Origin of the sequence: Dyadobacter sp. CY345, from assembly GCF_021502725.1 — a bacterium.
Taxonomy (GTDB): Bacteria; Bacteroidota; Bacteroidia; order Cytophagales; family Spirosomataceae; genus Dyadobacter.
This window is the reverse complement of sequence record NZ_JAKFFS010000006.1, coordinates 451,818-470,823: the sequence shown is the minus strand read 5'-3', so window position 1 is coordinate 470,823 and position 19,006 is coordinate 451,818. Positions and strand designations below refer to the sequence as shown.

General features: G+C 41.1%; 15 protein-coding genes. All 15 read left to right on the top strand.

What is annotated here, in order from left to right; all coding sequences use genetic code 11:
* The first annotated feature begins 170 nt into the window (after window positions 1-170).
* Window positions 171-689, top strand: coding sequence for a (2Fe-2S)-binding protein (locus L0657_RS25110; protein ID WP_235153531.1), 519 nt, complete (start codon window positions 171-173; stop codon window positions 687-689).
* Window positions 682-1,701 carry a xanthine dehydrogenase family protein subunit M gene (locus L0657_RS25105; RefSeq protein ID WP_235153530.1) on the top strand — a complete coding sequence of 340 codons (1,020 nt, stop codon included), beginning with the start codon at window positions 682-684 and terminating at the stop codon, window positions 1,699-1,701. Before L0657_RS25110 ends, L0657_RS25105 begins: the two co-directional genes overlap by 8 nt.
* Window positions 1,702-1,712: 11 nt before the next feature.
* A complete protein-coding gene (locus tag L0657_RS25100; RefSeq protein ID WP_235153529.1) occupies window positions 1,713-3,950 on the top strand; it encodes a xanthine dehydrogenase family protein molybdopterin-binding subunit in 2,238 nt (745 codons plus the stop codon).
* 137 nt (window positions 3,951-4,087) lie between these two features.
* On the top strand, window positions 4,088-4,654 hold the full coding sequence (locus L0657_RS25095) for a 2'-5' RNA ligase family protein (RefSeq protein ID WP_235153528.1): 567 nt from the start codon (window positions 4,088-4,090) through the stop codon (window positions 4,652-4,654).
* Window positions 4,655-4,700: 46 nt separating this feature from the next.
* Window positions 4,701-5,228, top strand: a complete 528-nt coding sequence (locus L0657_RS25090; protein ID WP_235153527.1) for a hypothetical protein — start codon at window positions 4,701-4,703, stop codon at window positions 5,226-5,228.
* Between the two features lie 284 nt (window positions 5,229-5,512).
* The gene (locus L0657_RS25085) at window positions 5,513-6,109 is read left to right on the top strand and encodes a hypothetical protein (protein WP_235153526.1); all 597 of its coding nucleotides are present in this window, start codon (window positions 5,513-5,515) and stop codon (window positions 6,107-6,109) included.
* A gap of 879 nt (window positions 6,110-6,988) precedes the next feature.
* Complete coding sequence (locus tag L0657_RS25080) at window positions 6,989-8,602, top strand: aminotransferase class V-fold PLP-dependent enzyme (RefSeq protein WP_235153525.1); 1,614 nt, start codon at window positions 6,989-6,991, stop codon at window positions 8,600-8,602.
* Between the two features lie 447 nt (window positions 8,603-9,049).
* On the top strand, window positions 9,050-9,415 hold the full coding sequence (locus L0657_RS25075) for a hypothetical protein (RefSeq protein WP_235153524.1): 366 nt from the start codon (window positions 9,050-9,052) through the stop codon (window positions 9,413-9,415).
* Window positions 9,416-9,750: 335 nt separating this feature from the next.
* The gene (locus L0657_RS25070) at window positions 9,751-11,034 is read left to right on the top strand and encodes a hypothetical protein (protein ID WP_235153523.1); all 1,284 of its coding nucleotides are present in this window, start codon (window positions 9,751-9,753) and stop codon (window positions 11,032-11,034) included.
* Between the two features lie 158 nt (window positions 11,035-11,192).
* Window positions 11,193-12,497: an urea ABC transporter substrate-binding protein gene (gene urtA / locus L0657_RS25065; RefSeq protein WP_235153522.1), complete on the top strand. Its 1,305-nt coding sequence runs from the start codon at window positions 11,193-11,195 to the stop codon at window positions 12,495-12,497.
* Between the two features lie 181 nt (window positions 12,498-12,678).
* Window positions 12,679-14,334 carry an urea ABC transporter permease subunit UrtB gene (gene urtB, locus L0657_RS25060; protein ID WP_235153521.1) on the top strand — a complete coding sequence of 552 codons (1,656 nt, stop codon included), beginning with the start codon at window positions 12,679-12,681 and terminating at the stop codon, window positions 14,332-14,334.
* A 49-nt stretch (window positions 14,335-14,383) separates the two neighbouring features.
* Window positions 14,384-15,487 carry an urea ABC transporter permease subunit UrtC gene (gene urtC, locus L0657_RS25055; RefSeq protein WP_235153520.1) on the top strand — a complete coding sequence of 368 codons (1,104 nt, stop codon included), beginning with the start codon at window positions 14,384-14,386 and terminating at the stop codon, window positions 15,485-15,487.
* 59 nt (window positions 15,488-15,546) lie between these two features.
* Entirely contained in the window at window positions 15,547-16,302 is a 756-nt protein-coding gene (urtD, locus tag L0657_RS25050; RefSeq protein ID WP_235153519.1) for an urea ABC transporter ATP-binding protein UrtD, read from the top strand.
* 3 nt (window positions 16,303-16,305) lie between these two features.
* Window positions 16,306-17,016 carry an urea ABC transporter ATP-binding subunit UrtE gene (gene urtE / locus L0657_RS25045; protein WP_235153518.1) on the top strand — a complete coding sequence of 237 codons (711 nt, stop codon included), beginning with the start codon at window positions 16,306-16,308 and terminating at the stop codon, window positions 17,014-17,016.
* A 154-nt stretch (window positions 17,017-17,170) separates the two neighbouring features.
* A complete protein-coding gene (locus L0657_RS25040; protein ID WP_235153517.1) occupies window positions 17,171-19,003 on the top strand; it encodes an ATP-binding protein in 1,833 nt (610 codons plus the stop codon).
* Window positions 19,004-19,006 lie beyond the last annotated feature (3 nt).

Genomic DNA, 19,006 nt, shown 5'->3' with positions numbered 1-19,006 from the left:
TTAAGCTGTTCCGGGATTTTCGTTTTTGTAGTATTTAGAAATGCGATTTCAGCGATTATGAGTGTATGTTGTGTTTTGTCTATAAATCCCAGAAATCGCGGTGGCATAATTGTTTGAAATCCTGTTTATTAAATTACCATCACTCAAAATTCATTTCATCAGCATTCACCATGGAAACGATAACAAACCACCCCAAATCGGCCCGAAATGTATTGCAACCCAGGGTACTATCGCTCAGGGTTAACGGCGCTCCGAAAATTCTTGAAGTGTCACCCTGGGTTAGTCTTTTAGATGGGCTTAGAGAGTATCTGGATTTGACAGGGACAAAAAAAGGCTGCGATCATGGTCAGTGTGGCGCATGTACTGTAATCTGTGACGGAAAGAGAATACTTAGCTGCCTGACGCTGGCGGTTATGAAAAACGGCTCTGAAATTACCACAATTGAAGGTATTTCAAACGGAGCAGAACTTCACCCACTGCAAAAAGCATTCATTGAACACGACGCTTTTCAATGCGGATATTGTACACCCGGACAGATTTGCAGCGCTATTGGTATGATCGAAGAAAATAAAGCACATACCAGAACTGAGGTTAAAGACTCGATGAGTGGAAATCTTTGCCGTTGTGGTGCGAACACCAATATAATTGACGCGATTATGGAAGTTAAAGAAGCAAAAAACCATGAATAACTTCGCATACGAGCAGGCGGAAAATATCGGCAAGGCCGTTGAATTTTCCTCAAACAATAGCGCTTCCAAATATATAGCGGGCGGCACAAACCTGATTGACCTCTTAAAATATAATATCGCAACAGCAGAAATGCTTGTTGATATTAATCATATCCCTGAACACAAGGCGATTGAAGAGAAGTCGGACGGAAGTTTGCGTCTCGGTGCTTTCGTAACAAATGCAGATACTGCTTATCACCCACAAATTGAAGCTCGATATCCATTATTGTCAAAAGCGATTTTAGCAGGTGCTTCCGCTCAGATACGTAATATGGCAACCAATGGCGGCAATCTTTTACAACGGACTCGCTGTTACTTTTTCTACGATCCGGCGACTCCGTGTAATAAGCGTGAACCGGGAACAGGTTGTTCGGCTATCGGCGGTTACAACCGAATTATGGCGATTCTTGGCACCAGTGAAAATTGCATCGCCGTTTTTCCATCGGATATGTGCGTAGCACTTGCAGCGCTGGAAGCGGTTGTCAATATATCAGGTACGGAAGGAGATCGCAGCCTGGAATTTGCTGATTTTCATCGTTTGCCAGGGGATACTCCACATTTGGATAATAATCTTAAAGAGGGAGAAATAATAACAAGTATTGATCTTCCCGAAAAAGGATTTGATAAAAACTATTCATACCTGAAATTAAGGGACCGCAGTTCATATGCTTTCGCGCTGGTGTCAGTGGCAACAGGTTTAGAACTGGAAAATAATTTGATCAAAGAAGTAAGGATTGCTTTGGGCGGACTTGCGCATAAACCATGGCGTGTGAAAGAGGCGGAGGATTTTTTGAAAGATAAAGAGCCAAGTATGGAGAATTTTGCTTCTGCGGCAGAGATGATTTTACGCGGCGCAATTGGCTTTGAACATAACAGCTTTAAGATAGAATTGGCGAAAAGAGCTATCGTCAGAAACTGTATGATGGCATTAAATCCTGAATCTCAACAACCTGGTGCACAACCTTCATTATAACGCTGAAAATTATGATTGATCAACCACAAATAGGACAGCCCATCAGTCGGCTTGAAGGTCGTGCAAAGGTAACGGGCACCGCCAAATATGCAGGAGAATATAATGTTGATGGTTTGCTTTATGGCTACGTTGTCAACAGCACCATAACAAAAGGAAAGATAACACAAATTGATACGAGTGCTGCAAAAGAAATTGAGGGTGTAATTGAAGTGTTTACGCACGAAAACCGACCATCACTGGCCTGGTTTGATATGCAGTATTCAGATATGGATGCGCCTCCGGGTTCGCCGTTTCGTCCGCTGCAAAATGCAGAAATCAAATATAATGGGCAACCAATTGCGCTCGTAGTTGCAGAAACTTTTGAACTGGCGCGTTATGCTGCGTCCATTTTGAAAGTTTCCTACGAAGAGGAAAGCTTTGCAACGGATCTTTATCAAAATCAGGATAAGGGCAGGGATCCGAAAGTAGGTATGGCTACATTCTTGAAACCTTTGCCACCGAAACCGAAAGGCGATTTTGAAAAAGAGTATGCCGCTTCTGTTGCACAGGTTTCTGCGGAGTATGTTCACGGGACAGAACACCATAATCCAATGGAATTGTTTGCTACTACCACCATCTATGAGGGCGATGGCAAAGTGACAATTTATGATAAAACACAGGGGACGGTTAACTGTCAGCTTTATGTAGGGAACATTTTTGGTCTGCATTTCAAGAATGTCAGGGTAATTTCTCCTTATGTTGGCGGAGCATTCGGGTCAGGTTTGCGGCCTCAATACCAGTTGTTTATGTCGGTTATGGCTGCATTGGAATTAAAACGTGCGGTTCGCGTGACACTTGACAGGCACCAGATGTATACTTTCGGGCACAGACCGCCAACGGTTCAGCAGTTGAATTTTGGTGCAGACGAAAATGGCGTTGTAAATGCTATCAAGCATACCGCAATTGCAGAAACTTCGCAACACGAGGATTACACGGAGGTCGTCGTGAACTGGTCCAATATTCTTTATCCTGCAAAAAATACGAAGCTGGAATATCAGCTCGTGCCATTGGATGTATACAGCCCTCTGGATATGCGGGCGCCCGGCGGAAGTACGGCAAGTCATGCCATTGAAAGTACTATGGATGCTTTGGCTTTTAAACTGAGTATTGATCCGGTTCAATTCCGACTTATCAATTATGCAGACATGGATGTGGCCGAAAATCGACCGTTTTCCAGTAAGGAATTAAAACAATGTTATATCCAGGGTGCTGAGCGATTTGGCTGGTCTAAAAGAAATCCTGAATTGAGGAGTATGCGCCGTGGAAATAAGTTGATTGGGTATGGAATGGCAACTGGTTTTTGGGAGTCTATGACGATTCCGGCCAGGGCTGAGGCAGTTTTGACAAAAGAAGGGAAACTTAGGGTAAGCAGTGCGGTCACTGATATCGGCACGGGAACGCTCACAGTGATGACGCAGATTGCTGCGGATGAATTGGGCTTACCATTGGAAGATGTTCAGTTTAATTACGGAGACAGTAAAATGCCTTTTGCTCCTATTCAGGGTGGCTCTTTTACCGTATCCACCGTCGGGTCGGCTATAAAATCAGCAGGAAAGGCACTCCGAAAAAAGATATTGAAGAAGGCGAGGGAAATGGATAATTCTCCCTTTAAGAATGCGGACGACAACGATATTAGTTTTGAGCGGGGCGGAATCTCTTTAAATAGTAACCCCGCTGTGATGGTTTTCTTCAAAGAAATTATTGCAGCGAGCGGAAATAAAGAGATTAAAACTACCAACATGTCGGTTCCGAATGTTTTCAAGCTGAAAAAATACACCCGGGCAGCGCATAGCGCAGCTTTTGTAGAAGTTGAAATCGACGAGGAATTAGGAACCATTCAGGTAACGCGTGCTGTAACTGCCGTTGCTGCCGGAAATATTATCAACCCCAAAACTGCTAGAAGCCAGATTTTGGGTGGTATGGTCTGGGGAATTAGCAAGGCATTGTATGAAGAAACGATCAGTGATCATCGTTTTGGGAAATATATGAACCAAAATCTCGCTGAGTATCACATCCCAGTTCATGCGGATATACACGAACTCGACGTGATATTTGTTGAGGAAAAGGATGAGATTGTGAATGAACTAGGCAGTAAAGGCGTTGGTGAAATTGGTTTAGTGGCGATGGCACCGGCAATTGCTAACGCCATATTCCACGCAACCGGTAAACGGATTAATCATTTGCCAATTCATTTTGATGAATTAATTTGATAATAAAAATTAAGTGAACCGGCCTCCTGAATATTCGGGAAGCCGGTTTTTCCTTTTTGATACTGGTCAGTAAGGATTGATGGCTAAATTTACACTTTTCATAAAGGTAAAAGTGTTCAGGAATTATAATTTCGGTAATGATGAATACAGAAAATCAGAATTTATATTTCATTGCCATTGTGCTTCCGGAGGAAATCAGCAGGCAAGTCATTGAGGTGCAGAAAGAATTTGCCGAAAGATTTGATAGTCGGAGGTCTTTAAGAGTAATGCCTCACATTACATTAAAAGCTCCTTTTAGATTGCCACCTATTGTGCACAATCATCTGCTGAACTGGTTTTTAGATTTGGTTGTTGAAATACCTTCATTTCAGCTGGAACTAAAAGGTTTTGATGCCTTTAAAAATCCGAAACATCCGGTTATCTATATCAAACCAAGCCTGAACGATAGTCTTTTCAGCTTACAACGTGTGCTTATTCAGCAATTCTTTGACTCTTTTGATGACGCCAAACCAAACAATACAGAACTTGTTTTCAGGCCTCACATCACGGTTGCATACAGAGATCTGCAACCGGAAATGTTTGAAAGGGCGTGGCTGGAATTTCGGGATAAGAAATTTTCGGGGACATTTGTGGTAAATAGTTTTCAATTGCTGAAACATGATGGAAAATCCTGGAATATCATCCGGCGATATGATTTGAAATAACAATATAAATGACAATCTGCTTTCATAATATCTTCGGATCAATTCAATGAAAACTGCTTCTAAAAAGTTGATGCTCAACCAACTGATCAATATTGGCTGGACATTGCTGGCTTTTATACCAATTCTGGTCTATTTGAGCAGTCTGTCTTCCTATGAGGCATTTTACATTTTTCTGGTGATCAGCCTCACCTGTGGATTTCTCCCAAAGCAGATTTTTGATCGTCTTCAAATCAGTCGCAACCCTCAATTTTACAAACGGTTAGGTGTTAAAAGGATTCGTCAGTTCGTACAGGACGGAGATATTATCAACCGTGCAATCCGAAAAGATCTGCCCCAATATCGCAGGATACGAGATCGGACTTCGCTGAACAAGTATTTAAAAACCGTGGAGATGTATGAGCGGTATCATTTCATCTGCCTGATATTTTTCCTTTTAATTTCTATCCACGCCTTGATGAATCTAAGATATGGCATCGGTGCTGTTATCATAACGTGCAATTTTTTGTACAATGCTTGCCCCATATTACTTCAACAATTCAACAAGAGTCGAATACTGAAATTGGGTAAAAGTTAACGAAGCTTCGGATTTGATCAAGTAAACGTAAGGTGAATTATTGACTGGATTTATGAGAAATTCAATGTCTAAATCCGCTTTCCTAACGCATTGTGTGGACGTATATTTGTACGTTTACGAATTCATCTCACCTGATAAACGTTTTGATTATCAAGTATATACGCAATCGGGAAATTTTTATGCAATGTTTTTTATATGCTTATGTGGTATGGTTATTTATCTAAACCAATTACATCTAACAATTATAAAAACTTTAATAACTGCATTTTAAATTAGAAATTATTATGAAATCGATAAAATTAAACATCATCGCATTTATTCTTTTTGGTTCTATTTCAGCGTATGCTCAAACATCGACATCGCCGTCAACAACGACACCAAATAGTTCATCTGAAAGTAGTACGCAATCTCAGAAGATGAAGAAAGGAAAAACAACTCAGGGAACGAGAAGTACTACACCTTCGTCAACAACTCCGGGCAGCAGTACTCAACCTTCATCAACACAGGGTAGTTCGACTTATCCATCTTCAACAACTCCTGGAAGTTCGACAAATTCGTCAACTACACCTGGCAGCTCGACATCACCAGGTAGCATGAATAATTCATCTACAACACCTGGTAGTATGAACAATTCATCAACTACTCCTGGTAGCATGAACAATTCGACTACAACACCTGGAACCTTGAATAATTCAACAACTACACCGGGTAGCATGAATAATTCTTCAACAACTCCGGGAAGCACAGCTAATCCTTCAACAACAACACCTGGAAGCATGACTTCGCCGTCAACAACCACGCCTGGATCAACAACCACGCCTGGGTCAACCACAACACCTGGTTCGACTACCACAACTCCGGGTGGAACAACAAGACCATAATTTTCTGTAGTACAATAGTTAGTTGATAAAGTGAGGCCTGTTATAAATGTTTCGGCATTTAATAACGGGCTTCACTTTTTGCATATTGGGCTGTCTCCAAATCTCCGAATCTCGATATCTTCGGCTGTATATTAAAGATTCTGTCTGCCCCAAAAATAAAATAAGCTACGAAGGATAGTGATCATAACAGGAATTTGAATATAAGGGCAAATAACATCAACGTCATCGCGCCAAGCAGCAGAAGGGTAATTAACTTTGAAGATTTTGTCATGATTTCCATCTTTCACAGGCGGTCGATATTGATCAGAATTTTACAGCGCAGTTAAATAAGAGAGATTCTTACAATTCATTAAATAACTTATTTAATGCGACAAGAAATATTGTTGTAAGAACATATGTCAGAATTTTAATAACAGAAATTTTCATAACGTACCTGGCTAATTATTTAAATTTTCAGACCTCGGCGCGACTTTTGTGATATGGTAAGTTTGTTGAACAAAATTGGTAAATCCGGCAGTTAGTTAAAATGCCAAAATGAAGGTAAATGTGGTACATATTACTTTAACTCCGATCCAAGTCTACCCACTTCCATTTTTTAATCTTCCGGGATTTCTCTCAGACCAGTTGAAGTCTTGCTACTTTATAATATTTGGTTAATAGCACATTTAGTATTAAACTCGTTTCAACTTAGATGGAAACGGCGATATAATGACTTGTTTTGATTTTTTTATTCAAAATATTATACTTAAATGAGATTAAGTCACGGTCGACTGATATGTATGATGAGATGATATCAAGATTCTGTTGAACTGTCTGAAATTCCGTACTAACTTCTAAGTCCTATTTCCTTAAAATTCCTAAAACCTTATCTGATCAAAAATGAATCGTAGAAATGCTATCAAAGATTTGTCGCTGCTTCCGCTTGCGGGAGGAATGATGCTTCCGAAGAAGCCTGTTTCAGAAACTGGCACTGTCAGCGCCGCTCCAGCCGCCGGTGGAAAAGAAGTTTATCAGGCTATTGGCGTTGAGCCAATTATTAATTGCAGAGGAACATTTACCATTATCGGTGGTTCAATTGAACGGCCGGAGGTTCGGAACGCGATGGATGCTGCCGCGCAGGTTTTCGTACAATATGACGAATTGGCCTTTGGTGCAGGAAAGCGCCTGGCGGAATTAACCGGAGCAGAGTGGGGTATGGTTTCTGCCGGATGTGCGGCTGGAATGAAACATGTGACAGTCGCTTGCGTAACTGGCGGAAATCCTGAAAAACTGATCCGGATCCCAAATCTGGAAGGTTTTGAGAAAACAGAGGTGATAATCCCGAGATATTCCCGAAATGTATATGATCACGCACTGCGAAATGTTGGCGTGACTTTGATCACGGTAGATTCGATTGAAGAACTGAAAAATGCAATCAGCTCACGGACGGCGATGATTTATCTGATGGCGATGGAAGAATCAATGACTGGCCCTATGTCGCTGGAAATTATTTCAAAAATTGCAAAAGCCAAAAAAATACCGATCATGGTGGATGCCGCCGCCGAAGACCTGACCATACCAAACGTCCACCTAAAAATGGGTGCTGACGTGGTAATTTACAGCGGCGGGAAAGCGCTGTGTGGACCGCAATGTGCCGGGCTTGTGCTAGGCAGAAAAGATTTGCTGATGTCTGCATGGCAGGCGAGCGCTCCGCATCACGGGCCGGGAAGAGATAATAAAGTGGGCCGGGAAGAAACAATGGGCATGATTGCGGCTGTGGAGGCATGGACAAAGCGCGACCATGCGGGTGAGTGGAAGAGGTGGCTGTCGTGGCTGGACAATATTTCTAAAAAAGTTACTACCATCGATGGGGTGAAAACCACGGTAATCGAGCCAAAGGAGCTCTCAAATCGTACACCACAGCTGAAAATTTCGTGGGATCCATCAAAACTGAATATTTCAGGTGAAGAGATCGCAGAACTTTTTGGTAGAACAAAACCACGTATTGCATTGGGTGGAGGGACACGTGACGGTGTAACTTTTGTATCCATCACAACCGGCCAAATGCAGCCAGGCGACGATAAGATTGTTTCTGATCGTCTGTATGAAACACTGATCCAGAAACGCACATCCGCGAAAACGGAAATGGCAGCAGCTTCGTCAGCAGTTAAGGGTCACTGGGATATGGAAGTTGAATTCTTTTCAAGCACAAGTAAACAGTCGTTGATTTTAGAACAAGATGGAAACTGGCTGGAAGGTTCGCACAAAGGTGAGTTTAGCGTAAGAGAATTGCAGGGGACGATCGAGGGGAACGAGATTAAAATGAAAAGCTCCGATCGTCAGATTGCTGACAATATTACCTTCATGTTTTCGGGAATAGTGAAAGATAATACCATGACCGGTTCTATTTATATGGGTGAATACATGACTGCCAAATTCACTGCAAAAAGGCATACTTTCAAAGCTAAGCGAGAGAAAATAATGATTCCATCAGGTCCTCCATTGGCAACTTAAATTTATAGAAATTCGTAAAAAGGAGCCGCGAAATCGGCTCTTTTTTTTGTTGTATCTCTTTATATAATTATACTCACTTCGACTATTTCACTCTGAATCTATTTAAAGTTATATTTGAATTTTATAATTACTTAGCTGTATTTTCTTACTTTAAAAGTGTCGAAAGTGTTTTGGGTTGACATCGAGAATATTCTATCATCGTAAACTGCAAAATATTATAAATATGCTTAAATTAAATATATGAGGATATTTTCGGAGTTAAATATCTTTTCAGGATGAAATATGAAGATTCCTAAAATGTAAATAATTAAGTTAATATAGATGTTTTATGAAAAATATAATGTTTGAATATTGTATGTTTATATTTGAATTGCGTATGGATTGATGATTGGGGATAATTACATTTGTGAAAATTTTCATTCCTAATCCTTAAAATTCAATACATCAATGTTGAAATCAGTAAATCTTAAAATGCTTTCGTTGGCAGTCGGAGTCTTGTTTTGTGTAAAGTCTCAGGCTCAAAAAATTTCCGATCCCGGCATATCCTCTCATAACTATAAAATGCCCAACAAGGCAAAGATGGCTGGTGTGAGACCGCAGCAAATTGTGCTGGTTAAGCAATCCTTTAATGCTCATAAGAGTTCGGTTCATCAAACGCCGAAATATGCAACAAGTCCTGTCACTGTAATTTCTGCAAAAAGGAAGTCTGTTGTGAGTAATATTAATCCATTACAATCTGTGGGCAATTATAAGGCACAGGCAGTTTATAGACCGGAAGAAAAATCGCAGGCGATGATGACTTGCAGTTTATAACAAAAAGCTGAATCTGGTCTGATTCAGTTTTGAAGAAGGTGACAGTAGTATGTAAAACCCGGCTCGTAATACTAGCCGGGTTTTTCTTTGTATGGTACTTAGGTATACAGAGGGTTTTTGCGTTGGATTGAATAAATATTAAATGAAACCGTATGTCCGTTATGGCTCATTTATATGATGTAAATACAATTTTTACCCAAATAATATTCTTTAAGTATCAATTTATATAATATTTAGATGAATATTTTCATTTTTCAGAAATAGATTTGTTACATACGTAATTGTTTCTTAATGTTGTATTAAATACTTACGTAATTCAACTTATCCACATGATCATGAAAAGATTTATCCTTTGTGTAAGTGCAATGTTGGCCTTGTCTCGTGGCGTTGTTTACGCTTCCGCGGATATTGACGAAAAGGACAAAAAAGCAGTAAAGAAAGCACGCATGCTTCGCGAGTTTTCCGCTTATGTTCCGAAAGCAGATTCAGTTGTTATCGAGAATGGCATGGAGGACTTTAAACCTTCAATACATGTTGGCGCAATCGTCCATATGTTCGCTTCAACAGAACAAACAGGATTTGGCGGAATGCCTTCCGCTAATGCAAGAGACTGGAACAAAGGATTTTCAGTTTATCGGGCTCGGGTTTTGGTTGGCGGACAGTTATCTAAAAAGGGTAGTTTTTTTATGGAAACCGACCTTCCATCGCCTATCGGCATTCAGCTTGGCGATGGAACAAAAAATGTTAAAGTTGCTCCGATTATTCTGGATGCGCAATATGAGTATGATTTTTCAAACTCATTTCAATTGATCGCTGGTATGCAGCTGGTTTCCAATAATAGAAATGGATTGCAAGGAGCAGCTGGCTTGATGGCGAACGATTTTACTTATTTCCAGTATCCTTATAACATGTTCGGAAATAGCCCGTTGCAGGGAAATTTTGGTCGCGATCTTGGTGTGAACGCCCGCGGTTTTCTTTTAAAAGATAAGCTGGAGTATCGCCTGGGAGTTTTTACAGGTAGAAACCTTGACGGACAAGCGCCATTGCGTATAGTGGGTCGCGTTGCTTATAATTTCCTGGATCCAGAAAAAGATTACTACTACGCCGGCACAAAACTCGGAGCCGGAAATACATTCGCCTGGGCTGCCGGATTTGATACTCAAGGAAAATATTACAATGTCGGAACCGACGTTTTTATTGATAAGAAAGCTGGAAATCCTGGTTCTGTCACACTTAACGCAGCTTTTCAATACATGACGGGAGGAACCAATGTCAATTCGAAATATTCCTTTGCGGGTTTGATTCCTCGTCAGACAGTTCAGTTTCTCGAACTTGGTTACTATTTTACAAAGTCAAAATTGCAGCCATGGATTCGATATGAGAATCAAAATATCTCATCAAAGAAGGAACAGGTTGGCTCAGAGCTTGTTGGTGATTTTGATAAGGCGAAATCAAGCTCAGTTTACGGAGGCGGACTCAACTATTTCTTTAACGGAAACAATACCAATTTGCGCTTGTCTTACGTAGCGCGTCAGTATAATATGCCTACATTGACTGGTGATTACGACAAAAAATCTTATGGCCAATTCTGGTTGCAAGTGCAATTTTTTATATTCTGATTTTCATAAAATTTATCTATCTCTGATTTTTTTAATTACTTACGTAGCTGAATTGTCGTCGTATCTTTTAAAATTTATAAGATCTTCGCAATCACAAATTCAGGACTCTTTTGGTTGACTTATAATTTTCACTCTATATCACCATCAAAATTTATACTATGAAAACATTACAAATACGTCAATGGGGCATATTGTTGCTTACTTTGGTTATTGGACTTTCAGGTTGCGGAGGATCGGCCTCGGGAGACAAAAAAACAGAAGAAGGAGAAACTGTTAAAATCGGAATTCTTCACTCGCTGAGCGGAACGATGGCTATTTCCGAAGTTTCGCTAAAAGATGTGGTACTGATGGCGGTGGATGAAATCAATGCGAAAGGCGGTGTTTTAGGAAAAAAAATCGAACCGGTCATCGTCGATCCAGCATCTGATTGGGATTTGTTTGCTGAAAAATCGAAAGAGTTGTTATTGGATAAAAAGGTTTCAGCAGTGTTTGGATGCTGGACTTCCGTTTCAAGAAAGTCTGTGCTTCCGGTTTTTGAAGAAAATAACGGGCTTCTTTTTTATCCTGTACAGTATGAAGGTGAGGAGTGTTCGACTAGCGTTATTTATACAGGCGCCACTCCGAATCAGCAATTGATCCCTGCGGCTGAATATATGATGAGTGAGGCAGGCGGAGGATATAAAAAGTTTTATTTACTGGGAACGGATTATGTGTTTCCTCGTACGGCTAACAAAATTTTAAAGGCATTTTTATTATCGAAAGGTGTTCCAAAAGAAAATATTGTTGAAGAATATACTCCCTTCCATCATCAGGATTATCAGACGATCGTTTCCAAAGTGAAACAATTCGCGGCTGGCGGAAAAGCCTGTGTACTTTCGACGATCAACGGAGATTCGAACGTTCCCTTTTACAAAGAATTCGCAAACCAGGGATTATCAGCAGCAACCTGCCCCATAATGGCCTTCTCAGTGGCAGAAGACGAACTGCGTGCAACAGATACAGAATTCTTAGTTGGCCATTTGGCTGCGTGGAATTATTTCCAATCCATGGAATCTGCCGAAAACAAGAAATTTGTCGAAGATTTCAGAGCATTCTGCAAGAAAAATAATCTTCCAGGCGGTGACAAAAGAGTTACAGATGATCCTATTTGCTGGGCATATACAGGTGTATATCTTTGGGCGAAAGCGGCAGAAAAAGCGGGTTCTTTCGAAGTGTCAAAAGTGCGCCCGGCACTTTATGGACTGGAATTTAATTCGCCGGATGGACTTGTGAAAATGGATACAAAAAATCATCACCTGGCAAAACCGGTTATGATTGGTGAAATAAAACCTGACGGTCAATTTGATATCATTTGGAAGTCAAATGGTTTGGTAAATCCTGAGCCATGGTCAAAACTAACGTCGCCGGATAAGGACTGTGACCATGTGGGTCACGGTGGAACGTATACTGTTGCAAGCAAATAAAATATTTCGAACCGAGCTATTTTATTTATCAAAAATATTGGGCTGAAAATCCCTGATACACTCAATGTATCTTATTGACTCAGAGTTGAATGCAATATTAATTCCGGCTGGTGTTTATACCTAAATAACACCAGCCGGTTATCAAAATCTTCAATTAAAGCTTACTGTAAACTTCCAAGTTATGAACTACATCGTCAAAATGTGGCTGGGGTTTTGTTTGTGCCTCTTTATTGGAAAACAAGTTTCTGCGCAATCGGATAGCACCAGTTTTTATGTGAATGAAGTGCTGAGCCCTTCCAACGATTCTGCGAGAACTCAGGCGATTAAAAGACTGGTTTCGATACGAAATCCGTCGACGTTTCCAATTTTGAGCGCTATAAATGACAAAAAAATTTACATGGTCGACGGCAAGGCCGTGACAACCGGAGAGGTCGAGGAGCTTGCTGATGGAAGCGAAATTTTTCCGCTGTTCTATCTATTTCCGGAAAATAAACCTGTTCTGGACACAGACGGAAAACCTAAAAAAACCAGTGAGGGATCTTTGAAAAAAGTGGATATCAGCCGAAGTGACAGGTTGTCGCTGAACCTGATCCTACCTTATCTAAATCTTGCAAACCCTGAACCCAAGAAACGTATCGTCGCGTATGGACAGCTTTTGACGTCGGCAGACGATACGAAAATTAAGATATTGTCAGAGGCATTAAAGTTAGAAAATGACAAGGAAGCCCGGACTGCCGGAAAAGAAATTTTGTTCCAATTAAAGTTAAATGAAGCTGTTTCTGAAAATGAAGCGAGAGCATACATAGATAGTCTGGATAGTAATTGGGGAGAGAACGTAACGATCATTTTAAAAGAATATTCAGCATCCGGAAAGCTGGCCGGGGCAAAAAAATATGCAGCAGAAAAAGTGGAAGCACTGGAAGGATTACAGTCGAGAATAGAAAAAGCTCAGAATTTGTTCAGCGGGCTCAGTCTGGGAAGTATTCTGATCCTGATCGCGCTGGGCCTGGCCATTGTATACGGTTTGGCTGGTATCATCAATATGGCGCACGGAGAATTTCTGATGATCGGTGCTTACACGACTTTTTGCGTACAGTCTTTATTTATTGATACGCTTGGCATAAAATCGGATATGTTCTTTTTCGTGTCTTTGCCCATATCTTTTATCGTCGCCGGTCTTTTTGGTTTAGTTTTAGAAAGGTTGGTTATCAGGCATTTATACTCCCGGCCGCTCGAAAGTCTTTTAGCGACCTGGGGCGTCAGCCTGATCATGGTGCAAACAGCGAGAAGTATTTTCGGGGATCTGACAGCGGTGAAAGCGCCCTCGTTTCTCGCCGGTGGCTGGCAGGTCATGCCACATTTAATTCTTCCTTATAACAGGCTTTTTATCATTGTCTTGACAATCGTCGTGGTTTCGCTGACTTATTTGATGTTGTACCGAAGCCGCCTTGGAATCCAGATCCGTGCCGTTACGCAAAACCGGAGTATGAGCGCTTGTCTGGGTGTAGAAACCAGAAAAGTAGATGCTATAACTTTCTTTTTGGGTTCGGGCTTAGCGGGACTTGCAGGTTGCGCGATGACGCTGATTGGAAATGTAGTTCCTGATATGGGGCAAACTTATATTGTTGATTCATTTTTAGTTGTCGTAACAGGTGGCGTTGGAAAAATTGCCGGGGCTATTTTGTCTGGTCTGGGAATCGGTTTTCTTACCAAGGTGCTCGAATCTTTTTACGAAGCAGTGTATGGAAAAGTGCTGATTCTCGCGCTGATCGTTGTTTTTCTTCAATTCAAACCGAGAGGTTTGTTTCCCGATAAGGGCCGGATTGCAGAAGATTAATTGCTGGATTTAGAAAAATATTTTGTCAGAAAAACATTTCAATGAAATCATGGAAAAAACAAAAGACTTCCGGTTGTATGGGGCTTTTATAGTATTATTTCTAGTTCTATTGCCTCTGGGAAACCTGTTTGGAATTGTGTCTAACAACACAATTTCGTTATGGGGAAGATATTTTTGCTTTGCGATTGTAGCGCTTGGTGTTGATCTGATTTGGGGCTACACCGGAATTCTTTCGATGTGCCAGGCATTTTTTTTCTGCCTTGGAGGATATAGCGTGGCAATGCATATTGTGATGAAAGGAGCGACGGCAAGTGGTGCTGACGGTACTTCCATTCCTGATTTTATGGTCTGGAATCAGGTTGAATCCTTACCTTTTTTCTGGGCTCCATTTCAATCTTTCGGTCTTGCGATGATACTTGGCTTATTGATACCGGCTGCATTCGCATTCGTTTTCGGTTACTTCATTTTTCGCAGCCGGATCAAAGGTGTTTATATGGCCATCATCACACAGGCACTTGCGCTTGCGATGTGGTTGTTGTTTCTGAGAAACGAGACGATGCTGGGCGGAACAAACGGCCTGACTGACTTCAAATCGCTTTTAGGATTTAGTCTTGCCTCGCCGAATGTGAAGCTAGGGTTATATCTGCTATCACTGGCAGGGCTTTGCGGAACGTACTTTTTGAGCAAAAAACTGGTGGATTCGAAGTTTGGGAAGGTATTGCAGGCTATTCGGGATAGTGAATCCCGCACAAGTTATACCGCCTATCGTGTTCTCGATTATAAGCTGGCAGTGTTCATAGTAGGTGCTTTACTTGCCGCATTCGCGGGCATGCTCTATGCACCTCAAACAGGTATCATCACACCGGGGAGAATGGACGTAAGAGCATCTGTAGAAATGGTGATGTGGGTTGCTCTCGGTGGCCGTGGAAAACTGAAAGGTGCGATCATGGGAGCGCTGATTGTCAATTTTTTATATAGTATTTGTACTAGCCTTTTCCCGGATTCCTGGTTGTTTATCCTCGGATTCCTGTTTGTGATCACCGTACTTTATTTTGATAAAGGTTTCTTGGGAATGATCGAAATAATTGGAAACAAATTCCGCAAGAAACAGATTACTGAAAAGGTCTCTGGTCGCCAGGTAGTTGAGTCCTGAGCAGATCAGGTCGGCATTCGATTAATACAAATATTTCAAAACCTACAAAACGTATTATTATGTTACTTGCGGTTAAAAATCTTTCAGTTTCCTTTGGCGGTGTTCATGCATTGAATTTAAGCCATTTTAATTTGCGGGATAAGGAGCTCCGCGTGATCATCGGCCCGAACGGTGCTGGTAAATCTACGTTTCTTGATATTTTATGTGGAAAGACAAAACCTGATTCCGGTGAGGTTTTGTACGATGGAACTCCGGTTTTGGGAAAAACGGAAGTCGAAATTGCGAATATGGGAATTGGCAGGAAATTTCAAAAACCGTCGGTATTTCCAAGTCTTACGGTATATGATAATATGCTGCTCGCATACAAAATGAAAAAAAGCATATTTGCTTCTCTTTTCTTCAGACCGACAGATGAGATTGATTTTCAAATCCGGCAGGTTGCAGCAAAAGTTGGTCTGAATAAGGAATTGAAAAAGATTGCCGGAGAATTGTCTCATGGTCAAAAACAGTGGCTAGAGATTGCAATAGTGGTTTTGCAGGATCCAAAGTTGATGTTAATCGATGAACCGGCTGCGGGAATGTCGGACGAGGAAACTGAAAAAACCGGTGAGCTTTTAATGCAATTATCTAAACATCACGGCATCATTGTGATTGAGCATGATATGAAATTTGTTGAGCAAATCGCCCAAGACCTGGTAACCGTTCTTGTCAGGGGCAAACTTCTGGTGGAAGGATCGTTCGAAGATGTGCGGAATGATCAGCGTGTAATCGATAGTTATTTAGGCCGGGCTAACGTACAACTTGAAAACTTCTGAACCATGAGCCAATCCATATTGAAAATAAATTCTCTGACTGCTGCCTATGGGCAAAGTACCATTTTGTGGGGCACTTCATTAGAAGTAAAAAAGGGAACCGTCACGACAGTAATGGGGAGAAATGGTGTAGGTAAGACTACTTTATTAAAAACGATTATGGGAATCGTAAAGCCAAAATCGGGAATGATTGAATACAAGGATGAGGACGTGACAAATCTGCCAGCCTTCAAAAAATCGAGAATGGGTATTGCCTATGTTCCGCAGGGAAGAGAAATAATTCCGAAACTGACAGTTTATGAGAATCTTAAACTTGGGCTGGAAGCAGTGAGCGACCGGAAGGCAAAAATTCCTGAGGACGAAATTTATACGATGTTTCCAATTCTGAAAGATTTTAGAAACAGACTCGGCGGAAATTTGAGCGGAGGGCAGCAGCAACAGCTGGCAATTGCAAGAGCACTTACAGGACGGCCGTCGTTACTGCTACTGGATGAGCCAACAGAAGGTATTCAACCATCTATTTCACAGGAAATCGGTATTATTTTAAAAAAGCTGGCCAAAGAGCAGGGTATTTCGGTTTTACTTGTTGAGCAAAAGATCGATTTTGCCCGTCCGGTTACAGACTACTTTTATTTTATGAACCGTGGCGCAGTTGTTTCGCAGGGGCACTCTGCGGATATGAGCATGGAAGAATTGCAAAGTCATATTTCGTTATAACTATTTCAGGCAAAATTTACAGATCATTGTTTTTAAGTTTTTTTGACTTGTAATTGTTATGATTTAAGTTTTATACCTACGTATATTTACACGTAGGTATAGGAGGTTTTAGGCTTCTGGAAAAGGACATCTCAACATAGAAATCATTCAGGTTATGTTCAAAAAAGAACAGGTAAAAGATGAAACGCAGGAGAGAAAAACCTTTCTATATTTTACTTGGCTGTACGTTTCTGCACTGCTGATCGTCGCGGTGATTTCTATACTCAGCCAAATTTTGATTCAACGATACCTCACAGCGCAACGTGACGATTCTCATATCATTAATTATGCAGGGAGACTGCGGACTTACAGCCAGACGTTAGGAAAAACAGCGCTCTTGATTGAGTCGGGAAGGGATGTAGAATCGAACCGAAAAGAATTTGTCAACACGCTGAAGCAATGGCAAAAGGCCCATGAAGCACTTATTGGCGGAAACTCGTTCCTTAATTTACCTCCAAATAATCGAAAAGAAATCGCGATGATGTATGATATGGTTAAAGAACCGTATCAGGAAATTCTTTCCGCAGCTAATCAAATGGTGGCTGTTATGGAGAAAAATAAATCCGCGGATTCTACTGATATAAAACCTTACCTGAAAAAGATTTTAGAGTACGAAAAATCTTATCTGTTGGGCATGGAACTGATCGTTTTTGATTACGACCGGTTTTGGCGGCAGAAGGTACGTACGTTAAAGGAGATCGAATACATTTTGTTGGGTGTTGTTTTATTTACGCTTTTGCTGGAAGCTGGATTGATCTTTTTTCCATTATCCGTCAGGATCCGACAAACAATGACCGGATTAATTGATTCTGAAGACAGGTCTAAAAAGCTTGCTGAACAATTGCAGGAGAGTAGTAAGTCAATCGAAAAATCGCATAAGGAACTTCGTGAAACCAATTTTGCGCTTGAAAAAGCGACATATCTTGTAAAAACCGACAGCGCCGGGAATATCATTTACGCCAACGACAAATATTGTCACGTAACAAAATATACGATCACGGAACTGCGCGGTAGACCTTTGTTCTACAACAACAAGGGTGGAAAAGAAAGTATAATTTATGATCATATCCGCGATCCTGAGCGTAGGACAGAAGTTTGGCAGGGAGAAGTTTATGACACAGCATCAGACGGAGCCGGTTTCTGGCTGGACGTTACCATGATGCCCATCATTGACAACAAAAGTAATTTATATCAGTATCTGGTGGTATGCAATGACATTACGAAACGCAAAAACACAGAAAAAGAGCTCTGGTTGTTGACTGAGGAAAAAATGCGTCGTCAGGAAACTGAGCAGCATATCCGTTCTTTTTCCATTATCACCGGACAGGAAAAGGAAAGGGAGCGCGTGGCTGCGGAAATTCATGACGGTATCGGGCAAATGCTTACAAGTTTGCGTATGAAATTGGAACAGGTTGACGACAGGATGGAGCATAAGGATCCTGAAATACAAAAGGTTAACGAGTTACTTGCTGGTATAATTTTCGAAACAAAACGTATTTGTGCGGATTTACTTCCGAGTGTTCTGGAAGATTTTGGTTTGCGCTCCGCGATTCGTGAGCTGGTAAAAATGTGCAGGGAAGCAGCGGGTTCAATTACTTTTCATTTAGAAGAAAATATTCGTCTCGAATCTCTGCCGCGTGAAGTCGAAATTGGCGTGTTCCGGATTTTGCAGGAGGCACTTAATAATGCGATCAAACATTCTCGGGCTTCAATAATTGAGGTGCATGTCGACAGTGATTCAGATTTTTTAAATATGATCATTCAGGATAATGGTAAGGGTTTTTATTTCGACAATCAATATATTTATTCGCGGGAAAAATTCCCGAAAGCACATGGTTTGCGGGGGATGAAAGAGCGGGCAGATCTTTTAAGCGGCACGCTAAATATCAGTTCTGAACCGGGACAAGGGACAACTATTCAATTAGAATTACCTTTGCGAAAACTTTAAATT